Source organism: Candidatus Jettenia sp. AMX1, assembly GCF_030263775.1.
GTDB lineage: Bacteria > Planctomycetota > Brocadiia > Brocadiales > Brocadiaceae > Jettenia > Jettenia caeni.
Window position 1 is genome coordinate 31,523 of the sequence record NZ_SZPP01000001.1, and the last position, 23,426, is coordinate 54,948.

21 protein-coding genes are annotated in these 23,426 nt (G+C 39.1%); 4 read left to right on the forward strand and 17 right to left on the reverse strand.

Annotated features, from left to right (window positions below):
• Window positions 1–7: 7 nt before the first annotated feature.
• The 15 genes from FBQ94_RS00145 to FBQ94_RS00215 form a co-directional block, all read right to left on the reverse strand.
• Complete coding sequence (locus tag FBQ94_RS00145) at window positions 8–3,145, reverse strand: efflux RND transporter permease subunit (RefSeq protein WP_040544107.1); 3,138 nt, start codon at window positions 3,143–3,145, stop codon at window positions 8–10.
• A gap of 29 nt (window positions 3,146–3,174) precedes the next feature.
• Entirely contained in the window at window positions 3,175–4,338 is a 1,164-nt protein-coding gene (locus FBQ94_RS00150) for an efflux RND transporter periplasmic adaptor subunit (protein WP_007221714.1), read from the reverse strand.
• Window positions 4,335–4,913: a TetR/AcrR family transcriptional regulator gene (locus tag FBQ94_RS00155; protein ID WP_007221713.1), complete on the reverse strand. Its 579-nt coding sequence runs from the start codon at window positions 4,911–4,913 to the stop codon at window positions 4,335–4,337. The genes FBQ94_RS00150 and FBQ94_RS00155 overlap by 4 nt, the downstream gene beginning before the upstream one ends.
• 457 nt (window positions 4,914–5,370) lie before the next feature.
• Window positions 5,371–6,126 carry a pyridoxine 5'-phosphate synthase gene (locus tag FBQ94_RS00160; RefSeq protein ID WP_007221712.1) on the reverse strand — a complete coding sequence of 252 codons (756 nt, stop codon included), beginning with the start codon at window positions 6,124–6,126 and terminating at the stop codon, window positions 5,371–5,373.
• Between the two features lie 15 nt (window positions 6,127–6,141).
• Window positions 6,142–7,131, reverse strand: a complete 990-nt coding sequence (locus FBQ94_RS00165; RefSeq protein WP_007221711.1) for a CdaR family protein — start codon at window positions 7,129–7,131, stop codon at window positions 6,142–6,144.
• The gene (gene cdaA / locus FBQ94_RS00170) at window positions 7,128–7,946 is read right to left on the reverse strand and encodes a diadenylate cyclase CdaA (RefSeq protein ID WP_007221710.1); all 819 of its coding nucleotides are present in this window, start codon (window positions 7,944–7,946) and stop codon (window positions 7,128–7,130) included. The genes FBQ94_RS00165 and cdaA overlap by 4 nt, the downstream gene beginning before the upstream one ends.
• A gap of 28 nt (window positions 7,947–7,974) precedes the next feature.
• Window positions 7,975–9,168: a dihydropteroate synthase gene (gene folP / locus FBQ94_RS00175; protein ID WP_007221709.1), complete on the reverse strand. Its 1,194-nt coding sequence runs from the start codon at window positions 9,166–9,168 to the stop codon at window positions 7,975–7,977.
• Between the two features lie 2 nt (window positions 9,169–9,170).
• The gene (locus FBQ94_RS00180; protein WP_007221708.1) at window positions 9,171–9,749 is read right to left on the reverse strand and encodes an LptE family protein; all 579 of its coding nucleotides are present in this window, start codon (window positions 9,747–9,749) and stop codon (window positions 9,171–9,173) included.
• A gap of 20 nt (window positions 9,750–9,769) precedes the next feature.
• Window positions 9,770–10,702 (reverse strand): outer membrane protein assembly factor BamD, encoded by a 933-nt coding sequence (gene bamD / locus FBQ94_RS00185; protein ID WP_007221707.1) that lies wholly within the window; start codon window positions 10,700–10,702, stop codon window positions 9,770–9,772.
• A 10-nt stretch (window positions 10,703–10,712) separates the two neighbouring features.
• Window positions 10,713–11,465, reverse strand: coding sequence for a DNA repair protein RecO (gene recO / locus FBQ94_RS00190; RefSeq protein WP_007221706.1), 753 nt, complete (start codon window positions 11,463–11,465; stop codon window positions 10,713–10,715).
• 35 nt (window positions 11,466–11,500) lie between these two features.
• The gene (gene ybeY, locus FBQ94_RS00195; RefSeq protein WP_007221705.1) at window positions 11,501–12,028 is read right to left on the reverse strand and encodes an rRNA maturation RNase YbeY; all 528 of its coding nucleotides are present in this window, start codon (window positions 12,026–12,028) and stop codon (window positions 11,501–11,503) included.
• Between the two features lie 11 nt (window positions 12,029–12,039).
• Window positions 12,040–12,972, reverse strand: a complete 933-nt coding sequence (locus FBQ94_RS00200) for a PhoH family protein (protein ID WP_285441913.1) — start codon at window positions 12,970–12,972, stop codon at window positions 12,040–12,042.
• Window positions 12,973–13,015: 43 nt separating this feature from the next.
• Window positions 13,016–13,879, reverse strand: coding sequence for a phosphatidate cytidylyltransferase (locus tag FBQ94_RS00205; RefSeq protein ID WP_040543687.1), 864 nt, complete (start codon window positions 13,877–13,879; stop codon window positions 13,016–13,018).
• A complete protein-coding gene (gene uppS / locus FBQ94_RS00210) occupies window positions 13,876–14,592 on the reverse strand; it encodes an undecaprenyl pyrophosphate synthase (protein WP_007221702.1) in 717 nt (238 codons plus the stop codon). The genes FBQ94_RS00205 and uppS overlap by 4 nt, the downstream gene beginning before the upstream one ends.
• Window positions 14,589–15,884, reverse strand: coding sequence for an adenylosuccinate synthase (locus tag FBQ94_RS00215; RefSeq protein WP_007221701.1), 1,296 nt, complete (start codon window positions 15,882–15,884; stop codon window positions 14,589–14,591). Before FBQ94_RS00215 ends, uppS begins: the two co-directional genes overlap by 4 nt.
• A 340-nt stretch (window positions 15,885–16,224) precedes the next feature.
• Between FBQ94_RS00215 and priA the strand changes: the two genes are divergently transcribed.
• The 4 genes from priA (at window position 16,225) to FBQ94_RS00235 (ending at window position 19,820) form a co-directional block, all read left to right on the forward strand.
• Window positions 16,225–18,492: a replication restart helicase PriA gene (gene priA, locus FBQ94_RS00220; RefSeq protein ID WP_007221700.1), complete on the forward strand. Its 2,268-nt coding sequence runs from the start codon at window positions 16,225–16,227 to the stop codon at window positions 18,490–18,492.
• A 322-nt stretch (window positions 18,493–18,814) separates the two neighbouring features.
• Complete coding sequence (locus FBQ94_RS00225) at window positions 18,815–19,060, forward strand: DUF433 domain-containing protein (protein ID WP_007221699.1); 246 nt, start codon at window positions 18,815–18,817, stop codon at window positions 19,058–19,060.
• 263 nt (window positions 19,061–19,323) lie between these two features.
• Window positions 19,324–19,560 (forward strand): antitoxin family protein, encoded by a 237-nt coding sequence (locus tag FBQ94_RS00230; RefSeq protein WP_007221698.1) that lies wholly within the window; start codon window positions 19,324–19,326, stop codon window positions 19,558–19,560.
• Window positions 19,557–19,820 (forward strand): type II toxin-antitoxin system VapC family toxin, encoded by a 264-nt coding sequence (locus FBQ94_RS00235; RefSeq protein ID WP_007221697.1) that lies wholly within the window; start codon window positions 19,557–19,559, stop codon window positions 19,818–19,820. Before FBQ94_RS00230 ends, FBQ94_RS00235 begins: the two co-directional genes overlap by 4 nt.
• 589 nt (window positions 19,821–20,409) lie before the next feature.
• On the opposite strand, the gene FBQ94_RS00240 is transcribed toward FBQ94_RS00235, so the two are convergent.
• Both FBQ94_RS00240 and FBQ94_RS00245 read right to left on the reverse strand, forming a co-directional pair.
• A complete protein-coding gene (locus FBQ94_RS00240) occupies window positions 20,410–22,518 on the reverse strand; it encodes an AIPR family protein (RefSeq protein ID WP_007221696.1) in 2,109 nt (702 codons plus the stop codon).
• A 6-nt stretch (window positions 22,519–22,524) separates the two neighbouring features.
• Complete coding sequence (locus FBQ94_RS00245) at window positions 22,525–23,376, reverse strand: PD-(D/E)XK motif protein (RefSeq protein ID WP_007221695.1); 852 nt, start codon at window positions 23,374–23,376, stop codon at window positions 22,525–22,527.
• Window positions 23,377–23,426: the final 50 nt, after the last annotated feature.

Here is a 23,426-nt window from a genome sequence, read left to right on the forward strand (position 1 = left end):
TAAAATATTACTTTGCTTTTTCAGCACATCCAGGGCTTATCTCCTTTTTATACGATAAGCGTTGTGAGAATTTTCGGATTTTTTCCTGAAATGTATCCATATACGTATAAAAAACAGGGGTAAGATAGAGTGTGATAATTTGTGAAAAGAGCAGACCTCCTACCATGACAATGCCTAATGAACGACGGGCCTCTCCTCCTGTACCAAAGCCTACCGCAAGGGGTAAAGCACCCAAAAAAGCAGCCAGGGTCGTCATCATAATCGGGCGGAACCGGACAACGCAACCCTGATAGATTGCATCTAAGGGGGTTTTGCCCCCCTGCCTCTGGGCTTCCAAAGCAAAATCAATCTGCATAATGGCATTCTTCTTGACGATGCCTATCAGCATAATGAGGCCCACAAAAGCATAAACGTCCAGATCAATACCGAAAACAAACAATGTCAGGAGTGCTCCAAATCCTGCGGAGGGAAGTCCTGATAAAATGGTTATTGGATGGATAAAGTTCTCATAAAGGATACTGAGTACCATATAAATAACCGCAATAGCAAAAAGAAGCAGGATTCCCAAACCTTTTAATGATGATTGAAACTCTTGTGCGGCGCCTTGAAAGCTGGTCTTCATAGCGGGAGGCAATAGCTCATGTGCAAGCTTGTCTACCTCTGCTACAGCTTCACCCAGCGAGATCCCTGATTTAAGGTTAAATGAGATCGTAACAGAGGGAAACTGTCCTGAGTGATTAATTGTCTGTGGCCCCAGATTCTCTGTCAGCGTTGCAACGGTATGTAAAGGAACTGAATAACCATTCGAAGAATTCACATAGAGCATGGACAAGGCGCTGGGGTCCGTCTGATATTGTGGCTCCAATTCCATAATAACCTTATATTGATCATTTGGCGCATAGATAGTCGAGACCCATCGATTACCATAAGAGCAATAAAGCGTATTCTCAATCCGTTTTGCCGTTACACCAAGGGTTGAGGCCTTATCCCGGTGAATCGTAACATTTATCTGGGGATTGTTCATCTGCAGATCGCTGGTAACGTCCTGTAATATCGGCAATTCACGCATTTTAACTTCCAGAATTGAAGCATAATGATAAAGATCTTCTATATTGGGACTCTGTAAGGTAAATTGATAAAGGCTTTTTGTCATTTGGCCTCCTATGCGAATCTCAGGAGGATCCTGCATAAAAACTCTGATGTCAGGGATCGCAGTCAGTTTTGAGCGTAATTGTTCGATTACTTCTTCAGAACTCAGGCGACGCTCCGGGCGAGGTTTTAAATGGATAAACATAGCGCCCTGGTTGGGACTGGCAGTTATACCAGAACTACCAACACTTGAATAGAAGCTCTTGACATTCGGGTCTTTTTGAATAATATCAGCAACATTTTGTTGAAGCTGTACCATCTTATCAAAAGAGGTTCCCTGTTGTGCTTCGGTAATAGTAAAGATCGTACCTTGATCCTCATTAGGAAGAAATCCTTTTGGTATCGCGGTAAAAAGATAACCTGTAGCAAGAAATATGATGCCAAAAATAACCATAACAGCTAACCGGTGGTTTAAAACCCTCCTGAGACTCCACTCATAAATCTTAAGCATACCATCAAACAAACGCTCAGTGATCATATAAAAACGTCCGTATTTTTTCTCTTTCAACGGGCGTAAAAAGCGACTGCAAAGCATAGGAGTAAGGGTTAAAGAAACAAAGCCAGAAATCAAAATTGCCACACAGATCGTTACGGCAAACTCGCGAAATAATCTCCCAACAACCCCTCCCATAAAGAGTACCGGAATAAACACAGCGGTAAGTGAAAGTGTCATGGATAAGATAGTAAAACCTATCTCTTTTGAGCCATGGAGTGCTGCCTGAAGAGGTTTCTTTCCCATCTCCATATGCCGAACGATATTTTCAAGCATGACTATGGCATCATCTACGACAAACCCAATAGCAAGAATAAGGGCAACAAGGGAAAGGTTATCTATGCTGTAGCCTAGCAGATACATAGCTGCAAAGGTGCCCACAATAGATAAGGGGAGCGCCAGGCTGGGAATTACCGTGGCTGAGAGATTACGCAGGAAAAGAAATATAGCCATAATGACTAAAGCTAAGGTCAATACCATAGTAGATTTGACTTCGTAAATTGATTCACGGGTCGATTCTGACCGGTCATAAAGAATATGTAACTTGGCCGAAGGTGGAAGATACGATTCAAAGACAGGTAACAGTTCTTTGACAGCTTTTGCTACTGCAACAGTATTCGTTCCTGGCTGACGCCGTATCGCAAGAACAATAGCCCGTTGACTTCCATCCTGATTTGTATACCAGGCTGCTGCTTTATCGTTTTCGACGCTGTCAATAACCTTTCCCAATTCTTCAAGATATACCGGAGAACCGTTACGATAAGCAGTAATGATGGAACGATAGGAATCGGCTTTGAATAACTGTCCGGTAGCCAGAATAGTAAATGCTTTCTGTGGTCCATACAGAGACCCTGTAGGCAAATTGATATTTTCATTCCGGAGAGATTCTTCTACTTCATCAATTCCAATTCCCCGGCTTGCAAGTAAGTGCGGATTAAGTTGAACACGAACAGCATACTTCTGAGGTCCGAAAATCTGTACCTGTGCTACCCCACTGATCATAGAAATACTCTGAGCCATGAGTGTATCTGCATAATCATTCAACTCCCAAAGAGGGAGTGTACGGGAAGTTAAAGCAATGAACAGGATAGGTTGATCAGCAGGATTTACCTTTTCATACGTCGGAGGTTGCGGCATATCCCGGGGCAGGAACGGTGTAGCCTGAGTAATCGCAGTCTGAACATCCTGGGCAGCAGCATCAATATCCCGGTTCAAATCAAACTGGAGCGTGATTTGAGTATTTCCTAAGGAACTGACAGATGTCATAGAATCGAGACCTTCTATGGTAGAAAATTGCCGCTCCAGGGGGGTAGCAACGGAAGAAGCCATTGTCTCAGAACTCGACCCGGGAAGATTTGCACTGATCAGGAGTGTCGGAAAGTCAACATTGGGAAGATCGCTTACGGGTAGAATCCTATACCCTATAATGCCCGCGAGGAGTACCCCTATCATGACAACCGTTGTCATGACAGGACGACGAATGAATGGTTCCGAGATATTCATGCGTTCATATCCTGGTTTTGCCTGCAAGATTACTCATACGTTACCATTTCCTGATCATTCAAACCAGAGGCCTTTTGAGCCCAGCGCCCCGAGTCGTTTTTTATTTCAACTTTGCTACCAGAAGTAAGTTGAAGTTGCCCGTTCGTTACTACTTTCTCGCCTGGCTGAACCCCTTTTACAACGATGATTTCCTGATCAAAACCAGTCCCCGGAATAACGGGGCGATATTCTATAGTAAGGTCGGACTTGATAATAAAGACATATTTACCCTCTTGTCCTGTTTGAATCGCTTGTGCGGGAACAACCACCGCATTGCGTTGCATGGTAAGTGTTATTGCAACATGAACAAACTGCTTTGGCCAAAGGAACTCTTCCGTATTAGCAAAGACCGCTCTCAGGAAAATAGTTCCTGCAGAATTATTTACTTCGTTGTTTATGAAGGTTAACTCTCCAATGACTGGTTTTATTTCATTTTGAGGAAGAATTGCTTCTACCTTCACATTTCCCAGAGCCATGTATTTCCGAATTTTCAATAATTTCTGCTCTGGTAAGTGGAAAGTAACGTATATTGGCTTCGTTTGGTTAATAGTTACCAATACGGTATCATTGGCTTTAACAACGTTACCCTGGTTGACGAAGAGCTTTCCAACCCGCCCATTAATCGGGGAGCGGATATAGCAGTACCCTACCTGTAGTTTAGCATTTACTACGGCAGCAGCATCAGCTCTAACGGTCTCCTTCAGGGCTTCAAAATTAGTACGATATTGATCATATTCTTGTTGGGAGACAATACCATTTTTGAATAGTTCCTCATAGCGACCGGCATCAGTCTCTGCCTTATTCATCAGAGCGCTATCTCTTGCCAAATTGGCCTCAAACTGTCTCTGTAATGCTTTAAAAGGGCGGGGATCAATGATGAAAAGAAGATCTCCTTTTTCTACTTCCTGACCTTCCTGAAAACAGACACGCAACAGTTCCCCTTCGACTTGTGTTTTGACCGATACCGTAGAATAAGCCTCTACATTTCCAATAGCGGACATTTGAACAGGAACGTCTTTTTGTACTGCAATGGCTGCGGTAACTGGCACACCATTCGGTATCCCGGCTTTTTCCATTGTTCCAGGGGAACAAGCAGCAACAACGGCCGTACATCCTAAAACGAAACAGAATTTTGTGACGAGGAATGGTTTCATTTTTTTGTCCCTTCGGCAAATATCATCACAAATTCTTTGATAGTGGTTTCCGTATCAGTGCGCCGGTATTTTTTCAGCATTAAGAAATTCTCTGCATCAAAATATGAAAAGAACATTCCAAGGAATGCCCTTGCACCTAATTCTGTATCAAAAGCTTTCAAGACTCCTTTTTTTTGCATTTCAGCAAAATAGGACGCGAGGGTTTTAAATACTTCGTCAATAATGGAATGGTAAATCCTGTGGATTTTTTCACTATACCGGTGTATTTCTGAGTGCATTATTTGTATTAAACCTTTTCTTATGGTAAGTGAGTCTAGAAATCTTTTTGCAATTATCCGCAATCCCTCTTCGTATGATAACTCTGCAATTTCCGGGAGAAGTCCCTTTAGAGCCGGAAGAAATGAATAGGTATTTATCACTTCTTCAAAGAGTCTTTCCTTTGAAGGAAAATGTCTGAAGAGAGTAATCTCTGCAATACCAGCCGTTTTTGCTATTTCCTTTGTCGTTGCACCAAGATAGCCCTTTTTAGAAAAGAGTTTTAATCCGGTTTTTAGAATTCTATCCTTTGTTTTCATAAACAAACTTATTTTTTTAATCTTTATGGTATGTAAGTGATCACATACTAACTTTAGTAAAATAAATTGTCAATAAAAATTCCCGGTACACAGACTTTATTCCAGAAGGATAATGAATTGATACAATTCCCCGGATATGTTCTGAAAACAACAGGTGAAAGCAATATATCTTTATCTAGATCTGTTGCTGAACAGAAATTTCTATAAACATTTCACCCCTATGGGGTTGTTTTTCAAAAGACTATCGTGTTACGAGTTATGGGGTGGCACGGACAAACTTGTTTGTCCGTGTTCAACCTGGGAGGTGCGGTTATAGTCACAAGGTAAGATGTATTTTACCTCTTAAGGTAGCGCATATATCCCTATAGGGTTATTTTTCAAAAACCTATAGTAATCCAAAAATAAAACCGAATCTTATCATGATTTATATACTTTTATATCTTTTACTCTAAGCTCCTTAATAGTCATCCTTTCTATTGGATTGTTGTTTCTGTGAAGAATGCCTGATAATGAGCTCTTTCATCTCAGAGACAGCCTTCTGAATTCCTACGAAGACTGAACGTGATATGATACTATGGCCAATATGCAGTTCCTCAACGTCTAAAGATTCTACGATGAGACCAGTATTATGATATGTTAGTCCATGCCCTGCATTTACCTGTAAGCCTAGCTTTTGAGCGGTCTTTAGCCCCATCTGAAGTTTCTCAATCATTTTACCCCTTGATACATCATCCCTTGCAAGGGCATAATTTCCTGTATGCAATTCGATATACTGTGCACCCACATCTCTTGATACGGATATCTGACTTTCTTCCGGGTCGATAAAAAGGCTGACCAATATGCCGGCGTTCTTCAGTCTCTTGATAACCTCCGCCAGTGTTTCTTTTTGAGACACAACGTCTAATCCACCTTCCGTTGTAATCTCCTGTCTTCTCTCAGGAACAAGAGTAACCTGATCTGGTTTTATTTCAACTGCAATGTCTACTATATCGCGTGCAGCAGCCATCTCAAGATTCAATTTCGTAAACACCATCTCTTTGAGTAATCTCACATCGCGGTCCTGTATATGCCTCCGGTCTTCTCTTAGATGGACAGTAATGATATCTGCACCCCCAAGAGTCGCAAGTGATGCTGCGGTTACCGGATCAGGCTCAAACGTCTTTCGCGCCTGTCGAATGGTAGCAATATGGTCTATATTTACCCCTAACTTCATCTTTTTTCCCTCTGATTAACGAACAGTTTCCCGAATGTCTAAATGCGCCTCTGGTAATTTATCAAAAAGTTCAACATTTTTAGGCAGAACATATTTTATTGGTTGTTTATAAGGCCCTGGTGGTTTTAAAGAGGTAACGTCTATATATAACAAAATATTTTCATTGTTCAGTTTATCCAATACAAGTTTAGGACCTTTTACTTTTATATTCGTAAATTCGTCCTGTAATTTAATCTCATAAGGATAATCTGCCGGACTCATTACTTTAATCTTTATCTTCTCAAAAAATTTTGTATCTTGCTGTTCCACGATCTGCAACCATACCCTTACATCCTCTTTACACTCGACAGGCACTGAAATATTCTTATCACCCCTCGTGACTGTTATTTTCTTATCAATTCCGATCCTCCATGGAAATGTACGATTTTGCTCTATCGTAATCCCATCAATATCAATCGGAACCGTATTGATAGAAGAAGCCTCCTTTAATGTGTTAAGAGGCCCTGTCACTTCTATTTCAGAAGGAAATACGAATTCATTCGCAACACTATATCCGATAGCAGGCTCGCCTTTCTTTTGTACATTGACTTTTAATCTCTTCTGTTGGAGTTTGCTCAGTACTACATCGACTTTATCAGGATATAAACCCATTAATTTAACATCATTTGGTATATTCAGATGTTCCCGTGATATAAGAATCGTCTGTTTCTCCTGGTCTTCGATTTTGGTACGGGATTCCTCTATAGTATAGGTTGCCTGAATTTTTTGTTCCTTTATCATGCTCGTTAGACCATCAATAATATTCTGTGGACCGCGAAGATGTATAGTAATCTCCTCTGCACCTTGTTCAACTATCGCAACGCCATCAGGAACAAGGATGTTCAGTTTTACTACCTCTGTTACATCTCCTGTATGCCGGTTAATTGCATAAAGCCAAAGGGCAACCGCCATAACAAGAGCCATAAGCTTGGTAAGAATATTACCGGTAATTATCTTTTTGATCATTCCTGAGCACTCCTGGCGGCGCCAAATCTTTCGGTAAATAGCTCATCGAGAATTTTCTTTAACCCTTTTACATCGTTACCCCGATTTAGCCCCCCTTTGAACCCAGTTGAGATCGTACCTGTTTCTTCTGATACAATAATAACAATAGCATCGGTCTCTTCGGTAAGCCCTATGCCCGCCCTATGGCGAGTACCGAGGCTCTTCGATAATTCTGTGTTTTCGGTAAGGGGAAGTAAACAGCCTGCGGCGCTTATCTTTTGTTCCTGAATAATAATTGCCCCGTCATGTAAAGGCGAGCCAGACCAAAATATAGTACGTATTAATTCACTCGAGACATCTGCATTTAACTTCGTCCCCGTTTCCACAAAATTATCCAGGCCAACTTCCCTTTCAATGGCAATTAATGCGCCAATTTTATCTTTAGACAAAATCTCAATAGCCTTTATAATTTCGTTCGTTACCTGGTATCCTGGTTTTAAAAATACCTTGAAAACGGGATTTTGACCGAGCCGCAACAGCGCTCGCCGGAATTCAGGCTGGAAAAGGATAATTATGGGAATGATGAATACAGGGACAAATTCTGTTATAAGCCAATCGATTGTATAGAGTTGTAATTTTCTGACAAAAAATAGTACACCAACAGAAATCATGACGATGATGAATGCCAAACCCCTGAGCACACTTGTACCCCGTGTTCCCTGCATAATTCTCAGGACAACATAAACTACCATATAGATAAGAAATATCTCGCCAAGCGACCTTCCTACCATCCAGACGTTTACATTTTCAAACAATTCAACTATTTTTCCAGGCATGGAAAACCTTTATCGATGTTTTGATGGATTACGTTTTATTTTTTACATTTCTCATTGCATCACACATGGTTACTATTTGAACAGCTTCATGTACATCATGCACTCGTACAATGTGGGCACCGTTCATAACTGCGACCGCCAGGGTTGCAAGTGTTCCGTATAAACTTTCCTGAGCTGAAACATTCAAAACAGCACCGATAAACCTCTTTCTTGATGTGCCAACCAGGAGCGGCAATCCCATACTTTTTAATTCTCTTAACCTTTTCAATATCTCCAGATTGTGTTCCAATGTCTTACCGAAGCCAATACCCGGATCTAAGATGATTTTATCCCTCTCTATTCCAGCATCAATTGCAAGAGTAACAGATCTCCTCAGATACGACAGTATTTCCGATAATAAATTTTTCCGTATGGGATATTTTTGCATAGTCTTCGGTGTTCCCTTTTTATGCATAATGACAACGGGCACTTTTGCTTCAGCAGCAATCTTTGCCATCTGTTTATCCTTCAACAACCCGCCGATATCGTTTATCATTGATGCCCCTGCATGAATTGCTTTCTCGGCAACTTTTGCTTTATAGGTATCGATAGAAATAGGTTTACGGATTTGTTTTGATAATTCTTTTATAACGGGGATTACCCTTTTTATTTCTTCTGCCACTGAGAGAGGATCGGCGCCGGGTCTTGTGGATTCACCGCCAACATCGATAATATCAGCCCCTTCTTCCACCATTTTATGCGCACGGCTAATCGCATCTTGCAGCATAGTATACCGTTTACCATCATAGAATGAATCTGGGGTTACGTTGAGAATTCCCATAACGTGTGTTTTATTGCCAAGATGTAACATACCATGAGGATGCGATATATCGAAGAATTCTTTTTTAAAATTATCAATAGTATCCACGATAGCATGTTCAATTGATTCATCTGATTGTTCTGTATCGCAAGACATAATATACTCAAGCTGTCTGCGGGTAATATATAATAGTTTGTTTGAGTGGTCAAACAGGGACGTGGAGTTATTGCATAATGATTTGCTTTTTAGCAATTTATATGCATGGGGAGAGAGACGATCAAACTTCAACACATAAGACTCATTCTGTTCTGGTTGTTGTTTATCTTTACCTGCCTTATTCGTGTTTTGTATTTCGCATGTTACTCCCTCTAAATAACTATATCCAACTATTCTCGGAATATTTAAAATAGCTACCTCCCGCATTATTACCAATCCTCTTGCATCGCTTCCACAACACTCCGGGCAACTCTCACAAACGCTTCATTACTTGCAGAAGTAAGTGTTTCATTTCTACGAACAATAAATTCTGCCGGTGCGTGGATATTTTTTCGCTCAACAATAACCCTTCCTGTCCTCTTATCAACCCACCGGATTTCTAATCCGATAGTAACCCTGCTCTCGACTATATTATCCCTCGTATCTTCGATTAATACATTCTCATACACATTCGTAATCTTTCCAAACAAGACAGAATCTGCCTCATCTTTATTTACGATATTCAGGGGAGTTCTCATTAGTATTTGATCACGTATGGCCTTCGTAAGATCAAACTCAAATCCTCTGCGGAAGGTATCATTATCAAAGATTGGAATATAGACACTCCGAACATTGGAACGGAGTAACGATTTTGACGAATAACCGCATCCTCCCATCGGAATAACAAACAGTAACAATAAGGCAATGGAATACATGGATATCTTACAGGAGTTTAAAATAACGTTTGGCTTCACCGGCAACGGGAACATAAAAAATTTTTGCGTAAAGAAATAGCTTACCATAATCATTTTATCGTATCATTTCCCTTTTATTTTATAGCTTCTATCATTCTTAGGAATTCTAATCTTTCACTTGCTCTCTCTGCCCAAATGGTACCGGGAAAATCGTTTATCACAAACTCAAAGTACATAGCGGCAGAAGCAGGCCTCTTGACTCTTAAATAAAAATCTCCAATGTTGAATTCTCGTTCTGCCTCGATAGTTCTTATCTCTTCAATCATCCTCTTTGCATCCCCTACATGCACACCGTGTGGATTTGAGATTAAATATTCTTCAAAACCCTCTCGCGCAGAGATGAGGAGACCATAATTACGCTCCTGCAGTTTCTCATGGTGCACTTTTGTAAGAGGTATTTGATATTGCACATAAGGAATCCATTCATTTTTCGGATAATTTTCCAAAAATTTCTCATAGGCATCAAGAGCTTCCTCATATTGGCCAAGTTTAAAGTAAGAATCTGCAATTTTAACCTGTGCATCAGGAGCTACAGGTCCGAGCGGATGCTTTTCGATAATCTTTTCAAAAACTGCTATAGCTGCCTCTTCATTCGTATCCATTTGAGCAACACCCACTTGATATTCTTTTTCAAGTATTTCTTTTGTCCTTTTCGTACCAGGATATTTCTGCAATACCTTCTCATAAGCCTTTAGCGCCCTTTTGTAATCGCCATTGAGAAAGTAGGCCCATCCAATATTTATTTGAGCAACCTCTGCATATTCAGAGGCAGGTTCAGCCTTAATAATAGATTCAAATTCTTTTACTGCATTAACGTATTTTTGTTCTACGAGAAGAGAAAGCGCATACCTATACCGTTGTTCCAGGGTAGTAATCGCTGTTGAAGGAGATTCCATCCAGCCTGTCTCTTTATTCCATACCCATTTCCCATAGGAAGGTGTTGCCATTATACATTTTACAATGCATACTACAGAAAGAATATAGTGTAGTTTCATCCTCTTATTCATACAAATATCTTTAATAAAGACTCATGTATTTCCAGGAATTTAACTCCTTATTCAGTACAAAAGTGATATAATATCTCAGCATCTTTTCTATTTCAATACAAATAGATGATTGTATTCTGATACGCTCCAGCCTTTGCAGGGTGAAGTTCACTAACCGGCCGGCAATGAGAACAGCGCCGGTAGGAATAACAATCCCATTCTTAGATCTTCCCTGGCATTTCCTGCATAAGACTCCTCCTTCTTTTGCATCAAAATGCACTTCAGATATTTGCTCAATGCTATTTTTACAATTTACACAATATCCCAATTCTGGCAGATAGCCTAAAATCCTCAACATTTTCAATTCGAAGGCTAACAATCGTATGGTAGTATCTTCATCAACGGATATGCCAATTAATGTATTTAAGCAAATATCAAAAAGTTGTTCACTGGGATCGCTTTCCTCAGTAAATTCATTTAAAAGCTCCGCTATATACGAAGCCTTATAGTATTTATCCAGATTACTCCGAAACAACGGATAATTATCGCGTAAAATAGCGTCTGTAAGGAGATGAAGCGATGTATGCTCTTTCCTGATAAAGAGGATTTGATAGTACGTTAAAAGATCAATTGCCTTCGAGCTGTACTTTCCCGATGAACGCTTGAATCCCTTAGCAAGGGCACGGATCTTTCCGTAGTCACGCGTATAGAAAGTAATTATTTGACTGGAATTACTGTAATCTGTCCTTCCCAGTGCAATTGCCTCTGTTTTTAAGACAGACATAGTTTATGAAAACAAACTTCTTTATAGAAAAATTTTTAATGAGGTACAGGAATACTATAGCCAAAATTCAGAAGTAATTCTTTTTCTCTTCGATGCATTTCTTTTGCCTCTTTTTTTTGCTTGTCATCGTATCCAAGCAGGTGAAGTAATCCGTGAATGAGATAAAGGGCAATTTCTCCTTCAACTGCATATCTGTGCTTTTGGGCTATTTTTTTAGCCATTTCAACAGAGATTATTATTTCACCTATGATAGTATCATCTGATAAAAGATTCTTTTCCTTTTCGCCTGAAGGTATACGGTGATTCGTTTTACTCTGACTATATGGCGTCAGACTATTCCTGGAGAGGAAAGGTTCATCATAAGCAAAACTAAGCACATCAGTAGCATAATTATGTCCCAGGAATGCCTTGTTAATCTCTTTTATTCTTTTATTATCAACAAAGACCATGTTAAGTTCTGCATTCTTTCCTTCCATTTTCAGAATGGCTTTTAAAAGTCTTTTTACCCAACTTTTATTGATAGGATAGAGATCCTGCAGGTCTATAATTTCCAGTTTCATCATAGTGGTAACTATTACATCTCATATGCGTCAACAATGTCTTGAACCAGTTTGTGACGGACAATATCAGATTTGGTTAAATACACAAAAGAGATATTCTGGATATTCATGAGCCTCTCTTGCACATCAATTAAGCCAGACATCTCTCCTGCAGGCAAGTCAACCTGGGTAATATCCCCTGTTACAACAACCCTTGATCTCATACCGAGTCTCGTTAGAAAAGTCTTCATTTGCTTCACGGTGCAGTTTTGTGCTTCATCAAGAATAATAAAAGAGTCATTCAGTGTTCTCCCCCGCATATAAGCAAGCGGCAGAATCTCTATGATATCACTTTCCAGATATTTTTTAACGTGTCCGACATCCATCATATCTGCTATTGCATCGTAGAGTGGCCGTAAATACGGATTTACCTTAGCCTTGATATCGCCAGGTAAATATCCAAGTTTTTCACCCGCTTCAACTGCTGGTCTGGCAAGTACGATCCTTCTTATACGTCCGCTTTTTAGAAAAGAAAGGGCCATAGCTACTGCTAAATATGTCTTTCCTGTCCCGGCAGGGCCAATACAAAAAACCAAATCATTTTTTTTAATGGCTTCTATGTATTTCGCCTGACCTTCCGTCTTTGGTTTTATAAAAATACCTTTCAGGAAGACATCGATAACCTGGGTAGTTTCTTCACCTGCATCACTCTTTGCATCTACGATGGCTTGTTCCACATCTTCTAAATCTAATCTTCCCGTAGAACGAACAATTTCCAGCAATTTATTTAATACCTCTCTACTTGTATCGACCTGTTCTTTTTCTCCCTCCAGTTTCAGTAATCCACGGCGGGCTACTAATTGCACCTGAAAAGCGTCTCTAACGAGACGAAGATATCGGTCATGACTACCATATAATATAGATGCCTCTGTATCATTTTGTACAATAACGGTGTTTTGATGTGTCAATGGTTCTTAATAATCCTCCTTATCAGTAAAATAATTTTGTGTTTTAACCTTTTGGTTCATACGAAACAAACTTAAAAAACACGAAGAAATAATATGCAACTGGCATACTAACCAGTAAACAGTCAATAATATCCAGTATACCACCAAAGGCAGGTACCAGGTTACTTGCATCTTTCGCATTAACATCCCTTTTAATAAGGGATTCTGCCAGATCACCCAATATGGCTGAACAACCTATTACGATTCCAAACAGGATTGACCACGGCAGATCAATTACCTTAATTTGAGGAATGAGATTAAAAATTACTGCAATAAGAACACTACATAAAAGGGAGAAACAGGCGCCTTCGATCGTCTTATTTGGACTGATAGACTTCACGAGCTTATGCTTGCCATACTTTCGGCCTAAAAGATAACCTCCTGCGTCACCAAATTTAGATATTAACAAAACCATAATTACTATGCAAATACCCTGGTGAAGATGACGTATAGCAATGGCAAAACTTAAAAGGAAAAATATATAGAAAATACCAAATATCGTTACTGAAATATTTTTAATAGCATCTTTTGTACCATGAGTAATAGCCTGGAGTAAAAATAGCCAAAAGATAAGTATAATAAGGACTTCTTGCCTGAAAAAACAGGGATCAATTCCAGTATTTTTGCGCAGGGATAACCAGTATACTGCAAATAGCCATCCGCCAATGCCAATACCAGATATCCGGAATGGAGAGAAACCGCTTTTACCCGCAATAGTGTAAAACTCATATAAACTAATAGCTCCCGCCAGGATAGCCAGACAACCAAATCCTATATCAGTATGAAATATTACATCGAAGCACAGAATGCCAAAGAACATTCCAAACATCACGATACCAAGTATGATTCTTGTCTTAAGTGTACTCACGCCCGCAATCCACCAAACCGGCGTTCCCGATGCGCATAATCATAAATTGCCTCTTCAAGATGTACTTTCTTAAAATCAGGCCAGCAGACCGGTGTAACCCAAAGTTCTGTGTATGAAATCTCCCACAACAGGAAGTTGCTTACTCGCATCTCACCGCCTGTTCTTATCAGTAAATCCGGATCGGCCATATCGCAAGTATATAAGTATTTTTTGAAGATTTCCTCCGTGATCTCTTCTGTAGTTATCTTTCCCAATTTAACACTTTCCGCAATATTTTTTGCCGCATCTACAATCTCAGAACGTCCTCCATAATTAAGCGCAAGACAAAGAACCATCCCCGTGTTATTTTTGCTTTCTTCTATGGAAATGGTAAGTTCCCTTTGTACATCCTCCGGTAATCCATATATCCGGCCAATAGCCGTTAAGCGTATATTATTCTCTTTAATCTCTTTTCGCTCGTTAACAAGATAATTCTTAAGAAGGCCCATTAACAGATTAATCTCCCGTTGCGGCCTTCTCCAGTTTTCCTGAGAAAATGCATACAGCGTAAGCTGCTTTATCTGTTTTTTTGAACACTCACGTGTTATTTCACGGACAGACTCAGCCCCTTGTTTATGCCCCCGAAATCTGGCAAATCCCTGCTGTCTTGCCCATCGTCCGTTCCCATCCATAATGATTGCAATATGCGAGGGTAAACATCCATTTTCAATCATAGAAGACTCACAACCTGACCACGATCCGGACCAACAGAAAGCATTTCAATCCTGATACCTAAGATCTTTTCAAGGGTATGTATATAATTTTTTGCCTGAAGCGGAATATCATGTATATTACGCATTCGGGATGTATCCTTTTCCCAGCCCGGCACTTCTTTATACACCGGCTGGCACTCCGGACGCGCTACCAGATCTGCTGGAAACAGATCATATACCTTATCACCAAACCGGTAGCCAACGCATATCTTAATAGTCTTTTGTTCATCTAAGACATCCAGCTTTGTCAGGACAGCACTATCCACACCATTTATCATTACCGCATGTTTTACGGCAACAGCATCGAACCAGCCGCAACGCCGGGGTCTGCCTGTAGTAGCGCCATACTCGCCGCCTTTTTCCCTTAAGTGTTCTCCCAATGTATCGTTTAATTCGGAAGGGAAGGGACCACTTCCAACCCTTGTTGTATACGATTTCATTATACCGAGGATTTTATGAATCTGCTTCGGACAAACACCCACACCGGTTGATGCACCTCCTGCAATAACAGATGATGATGTAATAAAGGGATAGGTACCAAAATCTACATCAAGCATTGAACCCTGAGCACCTTCAAATAATATCTTTTTCTTAGCCTTTATGGCATCGTCCATAAATGTTACCGTATTACATACAAAAGGTCTCATCTGCTCTGCATACTCACAATATTCATCATAAATATCTTTCCATGATAGCGGGTCGGCGTCAAACAAGCGAATAAATATCTTATTTTTATCCTCTACTACTTTTTTAAGTCTCTGTTTAAAGTGCTCAGGGTGGAAAAGATCTGATACCCGTATACCATTACGGCCCATTTTATCGGTATAGCATGGTCCAATTCCCCTGCGGGTAGTACCAATCTTTTCATCTCCTTTTTCACTTTCAGAAAGTTCATCCAGTTTCTTATGATAAGGAAATACTACATGTGCTATTTCACTAATACGGAGATTATCATTTATCTCAATATTTTTTTCTCTTAACTCCGCAATTTCTTCTAATAGTTGGCGGGGATCCAGGACTACGCCACTACCAATGACACAATATTTGTTTTTTCTGAGGATTCCGGAAGGAATGAGATGTAATATGAATTTTTCACTATTTACAACAACGGTATGGCCTGCATTGCTGCCTCCCTGGTATCTTACGATTATATCGAATGATTCTGTAAGTATATCAACGATTTTACCCTTGCCCTCGTCACCCCATTGCAATCCAACGAGGCAAGTATTGGAACCTGTATTTAAATTTTCCATAAAATTTTTGGTAAAAATCCTCCGAATTCGTTGAGAAATAAGCTCTTACAAGATTATAAAAAACAGGCTAGCGAATGTCAAGGGAATACACTTTTAGCCTCTTATGAAAAATATTTTGATATTTTTGAGAGGAATTTTTCATTCTCTTTATCCCTGGATTCGGAAAAATCATTCAATAAATTGTAAGCAAATTCCTGCTCATATTTTACATATCTTTCCGTAGAAAACTGAGCGATCTTTTCAAATAACTCACGTTAGTATCTACCTTGACATCGTACCATTATTTATGGTAGCATCCCCACCTTTACCCGTTTAACTACACAATAGGTCTACTCAATTGATGCTATCAAAAAATCAATTCGTATCCCCAAATCAGCAGTTAGATACATCATATGCAGAAGTAGTTATCAATATTCCCCTAAACAGGGTATTTCATTACAATATACCTCCGGGTCTCAAAGAAAATCTCACCACAGGTATGCGGGTAAAAATACCTTTTAGTAATAAAATAGTTACCGGTATTTGTGTCGGGTTTGCTAATACCCCTCTTCCTTACACTATGAAAGATATCATAAGCGTGCTGGATACAGCTCCGCTCATTGATAATGGCATGCTTCAGGTCACTCAATGGTTATCATCCCATTATTGCTGTGGATGGGGAGAAGCTATATATGCTGTTATCCCGCCCGTTGTACGGAGCAGGGTAAAAGAGAAATGGAATATCTTTATTAAAGGCGCCGATCATATCCCAATGCTTGACCATACAACCCTCTCAGAAATAAAGACACGTGCGCCGAAACAGGCCAGGGCGTTGGAAATTCTCAGAGAATTCTCAGGTGAAATAAGCGCTAAAGAACTGAGCCGTATCAGCGGCTGTCAAATGCAGGGCCTTCGCCAACTGGAGAAAAAAGGCCTTATTATTGTGAAAAGAAAACTCCTGGAGGCAGAAAATCCACCCGTTGATATTGCCTTATTGCAGCAACATTTAACTTTCACCCAGGAACAGCAGGATGCATTCGATAAAATTAACAAAAAGCTCACACAGCCCATGCCAGGTGTTATCCTGCTTCATGGTATTACCGGAAGTGGAAAGACAGAAATCTATCTTCAAACTATGAGTAAAGTAATTGGACAAAATCGCAAAGTTATATTCCTGGTTCCCGAAATATCTCTTACTTCTCAGACCATCGAAAGAATAAGGGCGCGGTTTAACCATGTAGCTGTGCTGCACAGCCATCTTCTGGGAACCTTTCATCATTCGCAATGGAATGATATTAAAGAAAATAAGATAGATATCGTAATTGGCGCACGGTCGTCCATATTTGCCCCTTTAAAAAATATCGGACTCATTATTCTTGACGAAGAGCATGAGAACACCTATAAGCAGGAAAACGCTCCGCGCTATCATGCAAGGGATATTGCGATTCTCAGAGCAACCTATGAAAATGCCTTAGTAATACTGGGATCAGCCACCCCTTCTCTTGAGAGTTATTATCGTGCATCATGTGGAGATTATGAGAAAATTGTTCTTCCCAAGAGAATTGGAGATCGACAACTTCCTTCTGTCGAGATTGTAGACATGCGTGAAGAAGTTTGTAAACGCAAAAGGTATCGTATTATTTCCCAACGGCTGGAATATTATATGAACCAGACCCTGGCAAGGAATGAGCAGGTAATCCTGTTTCTGAATCGCAGAGGATTTGCACCATATATCCATTGTAAACGGTGTGGATTTGTATTAAAATGCCACCAATGTGATATTCCTGTAACTTTTCATAAAAAGTTACATATCACCCTATGCCATTATTGTCATGCAGAAGCAACCCCGCCGGAGTCATGTCCGGATTGCCTGGCCAGCCACATAAACTATCGGGGTTTTGGGACAGAAAAAATTGAGGATGAGATTATAGCGAAATTCCCTCATTATAAAATCATACGGATGGATAGTGACTCCATGCGTGTGCGGGGCGCACACGAAAAGGCTTTAACCGCATTTGAACGGGGAGAAATTCAAATATTACTCGGTACACAGATGATAGCAAAAGGGTTAGACTTTCCCAATGTCACCTTAGTCGGTGTAATCTCGGCAGATACGGTACTCAACCTGCCCGATTTCCGGGCAAGTGAACGGACTTTTCAACTTATCTCACAAGTTGCCGGCCGCACAGGGAGAGGACCAAAGGGAGGACGCGTTGTAGTACAATCTTTTAACCCTCAGCATTACAGTATTACCTATGCTGCTGCACACGATTATGATGGATTTGCAGAAAAAGAATTGGGATATAGAAAACCATTGAACTACCCTCCTTTTGGAAAATTAACCAGGATTGTATTCCGGAGTCCAAATGAGGAGAAAGTGAAGGAGAAAGCATCTCTGGTTGCCAATACATTAAAAGAGATGGTAAAAGCGAATGGCAATTGCCTGGAAATCCTCGGACCATCACCAACACCTCTAACGAAAATCAATAATATGTTCCGGTGGCATCTTTTACTAAAGGCACAGAACTACGATAGCATTCACCATACCCTTCAAGGCATTGCAGATATGCTAAAATCTTCAAAAGGTGTGCAAGCTATGGTTGATGTTGACCCCTATATGATGTTGTGAAAACGGGCATTTTTACCATTTTTTATAAGTGGCTGGAAGGGTGTCTCTTATGACTATAATATTTTGCAGTAAAATATCTTATGATATAAATTCATTTCTTGCTGATTCCTGTGTATTCCTGCTCATTCCGATGGAGTTGACTACGTTTTGATTACAATTGACTACAGTAGAATATAAATGTTTAAGTGATCTTATATAAAATGGGAAAACAAGGTGAAATACGGTCTAAAAGGGTATATAATTTGGTAAATTACTAACTAAAATTAAGGTTAAAATGCACTCAAACTATTTACACAAAAAGCAATGAAAGAAGGAAGGAAAGATGGATTCCAAACAATTACTTGATAGAATTACCATTAATCCAGAAGTAATGATTGGTAAACCAACTATCAGAGGGTTAAGAATTACTGTCGAACAAATCTTGAAGGCATTAGCTGCTGGAATTACGGTACAGGAACTGCTTGAAGATTACCCTGAATTAGAGCCTGAAGATATTCAAGCCGTTTTACTTTATGCGGCTGAATTAGTAAGTGAAGAACAAGTGTTTGAAGTTGGTACTGGTACTTAAAGGTGGAATAAAAAAACTTAAAATTCTTAGTTGATGTAGGGGTAGGAAAAAAGATAGAAAAATGGCTCGTAAATCAGGGATATGATACAAAAAGTGTTAGGGATATAGACCCACGCCTCTCTGATAAAGAAATTTTGTGTTTATAAAGATGGAAGACTAAGAGTCAGGAAATAGAGATCAACTTCTAACAAGAAATTCTTACCTATGTATGTACAAAAGCATTACGGAAAGTATGATCTCAAATTTAAAAAAGAAGGTTAAAAATGGGAAAAACAATTAAAGCCAGATTTTCCAAAGGGGTAATTGAGCCAATGGAAAAACTAGACATTGCGGAAGGAAAGGAAATTACTAGAACAATAATCGAAATTCCTTCTCTAAGAAAAAAAGATGCATTTGAAAAATCGGCGGGAAGGTGGAAGAAAACTATTGACGCTGAAAAACTCATAAAAGATATTTATGAGGACCGACTTACATCCACCAGAAATGAACCAAAACCATGACACCTTTGTATCTTATTGATACCGATTGGATTATTCATTATCCCAATGGACAAAGAGAGATAGTTAAAAGGCTTTTGGCTCTCAGAAAAGAAGGGCTGGCTATGAGCGTTATTTCTTTGGCCAAGTTATACGAGGGTGTTTATTATTCCACGAATCCTGAAGGGGATAAAAAAGCTTTAGAAGATTTTCTAACCGGGTTTCAATCTTGGGACTTGAAGATGAAATATGTAAAATCTTCGGAAAAGAGCGGGGAAAACTGAGAAAGCTTAAAATAGTAATAGGTGATTTCGACCTTTTAATAGCCGCAACTTGCCTTTGTTATAATTTAACCCTTCTCACCAAGAATATAAGATATTTTAAAATGGTGGAAGATTTAAATATTGTCTCCACAAAATAGCCAAACCATACACTAAATGAAATTGGTATCTTTTCCCTTCTTCGTAATTTAGACATAATCTTTATCATTCGAATAAATATTTTAGAATAACCGATTCTTTGATAATACCAAGAATAATAGGAAAAAGGTTCTTTTGAATATTTTTCTTCATTTATCTGTAACAACTAAAGGATAAAAAATTGATGTTTTAAAATTATTTTTTTTCAATCGCCCTTTCTCCAGACACTATCTCACGATGATGCCCTTGTGATTTCTCTTGTTCTTCGGCCTCATCTGCCTGGACAGGGGACATCCACTCCCAAGCATCATAGCATGCATGCCCGGCATAACCGGCGCAACCATTCAGGAAACTTTAACTTGATAAAAGATAAAAGTTGTGATACTGTTCAAAACATGAAATCACGGAGAGCTTCAGCATCCGTGTTAATGCGGTTTTATATGCACTCAGAGTTTTACATTTCATAAATATCCTGTAACAAACTGCTTTTCTTTGCTATTTCTTCAAGCAGCATCGATCCACCACAGATTTCTCTGTGTGTCAGAGTAATCGAATCGCGTAGCTTTCGACCTATAGTGTGTGCCAAATTTGTATAAAACAATGGAAAGGAATCATTGTTTTTGCACCATAAAAAAATTGTTTTCCAGTTTTCCGCACCAAGCTCTTTGATTTCTTGTAATTTTTTCTGCCTTAATAACGTATCAATATTTTGTTGATCACCACTGTGGATTGAATCACTTTCCTCTTTTTTTAAATATTTGTTAATCAGAGCTAAATCTACATCGAAGGCCTGATCTTTGACTACAAGCCAGCATTCTTTTTTCTTGGCCCATTCACCGTACAATGCACCGGGTGCATTTTCTCTTATAAATCTGTCTGCCTGAGACATCAAATCATAAAGCAGATTGTTGAAATCATCTGATAGAGATTGGTTTTTCCAGATAAAGTATAAATCCAGTTTATTTGATATTTTTTGAGTTAACCAAGCAATCGAATAAGGGACAGTGATATATCTCATGTCTCCAATAGAATCCGGACTTACACCATATACCTTTTCTGCTGTTTTAAAGATGATTGCTTTAGATACGGTATCCTGAAAATAAATTTCATCTGGTTTTTCCGGGAAATTGTGCAGTAAAAACTGAGCATAATTTTTTTGACTGCCGAGAACAACATGATGTGGACCAACAAGTAATTTATTATTTTTGTATATTTCCTGATAACTGTTAATGTATTTGGCTAACTGCTCCTTTGTAAACATTTGGTTTCTTGGATTTTTTAAATCAAAAGATTTACGTTTCGAAGGTGTAAAGCCTTGTCTGATTCGCTCATTTTTGTATTGTCCTCTGGCCCTTTCGAAAAACCATCTGGTCTGTACCGATTCACCTGTTTTGGGTGGCGCCCAGATCGTTCTGGAAAGGTGCTCAAGCATAATAAGACTTTCTTTATTTGAGCTTAAGTCTGAAACTGATACCTTGTTTTGCGTATTTGCGTATTCAGCAATTCTCCCGACTGTTTCAGCAAATTTATCAGTATTTTTTATTGTTGTAAGTTTCATCTGAACGTAAATATCAGTGATTTTTGCATTGTATTTTTTCGAGGCATGATAAATTGCCGCAGTAGTCTGTCCACCATTTACAATCTGAAAATCTTTAATAAAAGAAATTGCTTTACCTTGACCATCTGGCAGATCAATGCATCTGACTTCTTCTGCTGTGGCTGCAATACCATTATTAAATGCAAGAAACATATGAGGTTCAGTTAAAATAGTATTTCTTATTCCTTGATTTATTTTACCCGTAAACTGTAGAGATGAACGGACATTTTGTTCCAATAGCCTTAAGCCATACGATTCATAAATATGAGCCAAAACAGTACCCGGAATTATGGAGAGGTATGACTGATAACCTTCCAGTTCAACATTGCTGCTTATACAGAGTAGAGGAATACTCAATTTCTGAAAATCTATTTCAATGGGAATTCTTGATTTCTCAGACAAATTGAAAAGATAGTTAATATCAATTACCCGATAAAATATCGGATATCCTGCAACTTTCTTAGAAGTTTTATAATCAGTTTTAAATTCATGATTGGTAATAAGAAAAGCATTGATTCTGACGAGGTTTTCTTGAATCTCAGGAAGGTTTGAAAGTGTATTTGCCAGATCAAATATTTCAGAACTCTCCTCTATTTCATTTACATATAATTTGTTGAATGAATTGTGAAAAAATTTTGATAATTTAGTCAATGCCTTATCTGCATCTGCTTTTGCAATTGTTTCAATCTTTGAATCCACATTATAAATTGTTATGAAAAGATCCAGAGTCTCATAATTTTCGGAGAGAGCATAAGCATTTAATTTATGTTCTACTCCTCTTTTACTTAATTTTTCATCATAACATATTCTGTAATTTTCAGTTTCACCTGCATCCGATAGCATCGTTAATGCAACATCAGTAAAAATTTGTTCCGGGTTGGCTCCCTCTTCTTCTGTTAATAAAGAAAATTTTATTTCTTCCTGAATATCAGTGTAAAATTTGATCAGCTCCTCGTTTTCAAACATTTTATTTTAATCCTCTTTTAAATTTTGAAACAAAAGCTTTTCATCCAGTGTCCAATCTTCATTGGCCGATACAATGAGAGAATAGCGGACATCTCCGACACCGGAAGGTATCTGGGCCTCTGTGATTTTCGGGAAATCATCCGTAATCCGGTAAATGTTTTCCTGCCTTATGGAATAGCCTGTATTGTTATAGAGGGGCCTGTGAATATCAAAATAACCTGCTTCCAGTAATTTGAGTCTGAAAACATTGTGTGCAGACGGATTTCCTGACAACATTTTGAGTAAATTATCAACGATACTGTTTAATGTCTCTCCATGATTCTGGCGGACTTCAAGCGAATAATGAATCAGGAAAATTCTTGGAACAAGAGAAATATCAAGCTGTCGTTCACTGGAAATATGAAGTTTCTGCTGGTTTTTACCATGGGTAGTTTTGATTTCAACCGCCCAGTCAGCAAACTGAAAATCCTGGACTGATTTTTCCGCGCCCTTCCAGGAATTAATACAATAATCCGGTTTAGGTATGTTTTGCAGAAACTTTCTCAGAAAATATAGTTCTCCATACAACGCCCTTTGTGCCTCTTCTGAAAGTCCCTGCTGGCCCATTTTCTCAAAAAGCAGACGCCATTTTTCCAGGCGGAGCAGCAACTGTTTGATAAGCTCTGTTTCCCGGGTAACATGTGCAACCTGCTGTACGAGGTCTTCGCAAAGTGCTGAGAAAATATCGCTGTGCTGATTATTCAGAAGAAGCACCAGAAGAAACTGTTTTTCAGTGTGCTTTTCATCAGGAAGTATTTCGATTTTTATATCCCGCAACTTATCCCAGCTTTTTACCTGCAAATCAACAAAAGCACTCAAATGAGCGGCAATGCAGTGTAGTCTGTCGATAAGATAAAAAATTCAAAAAC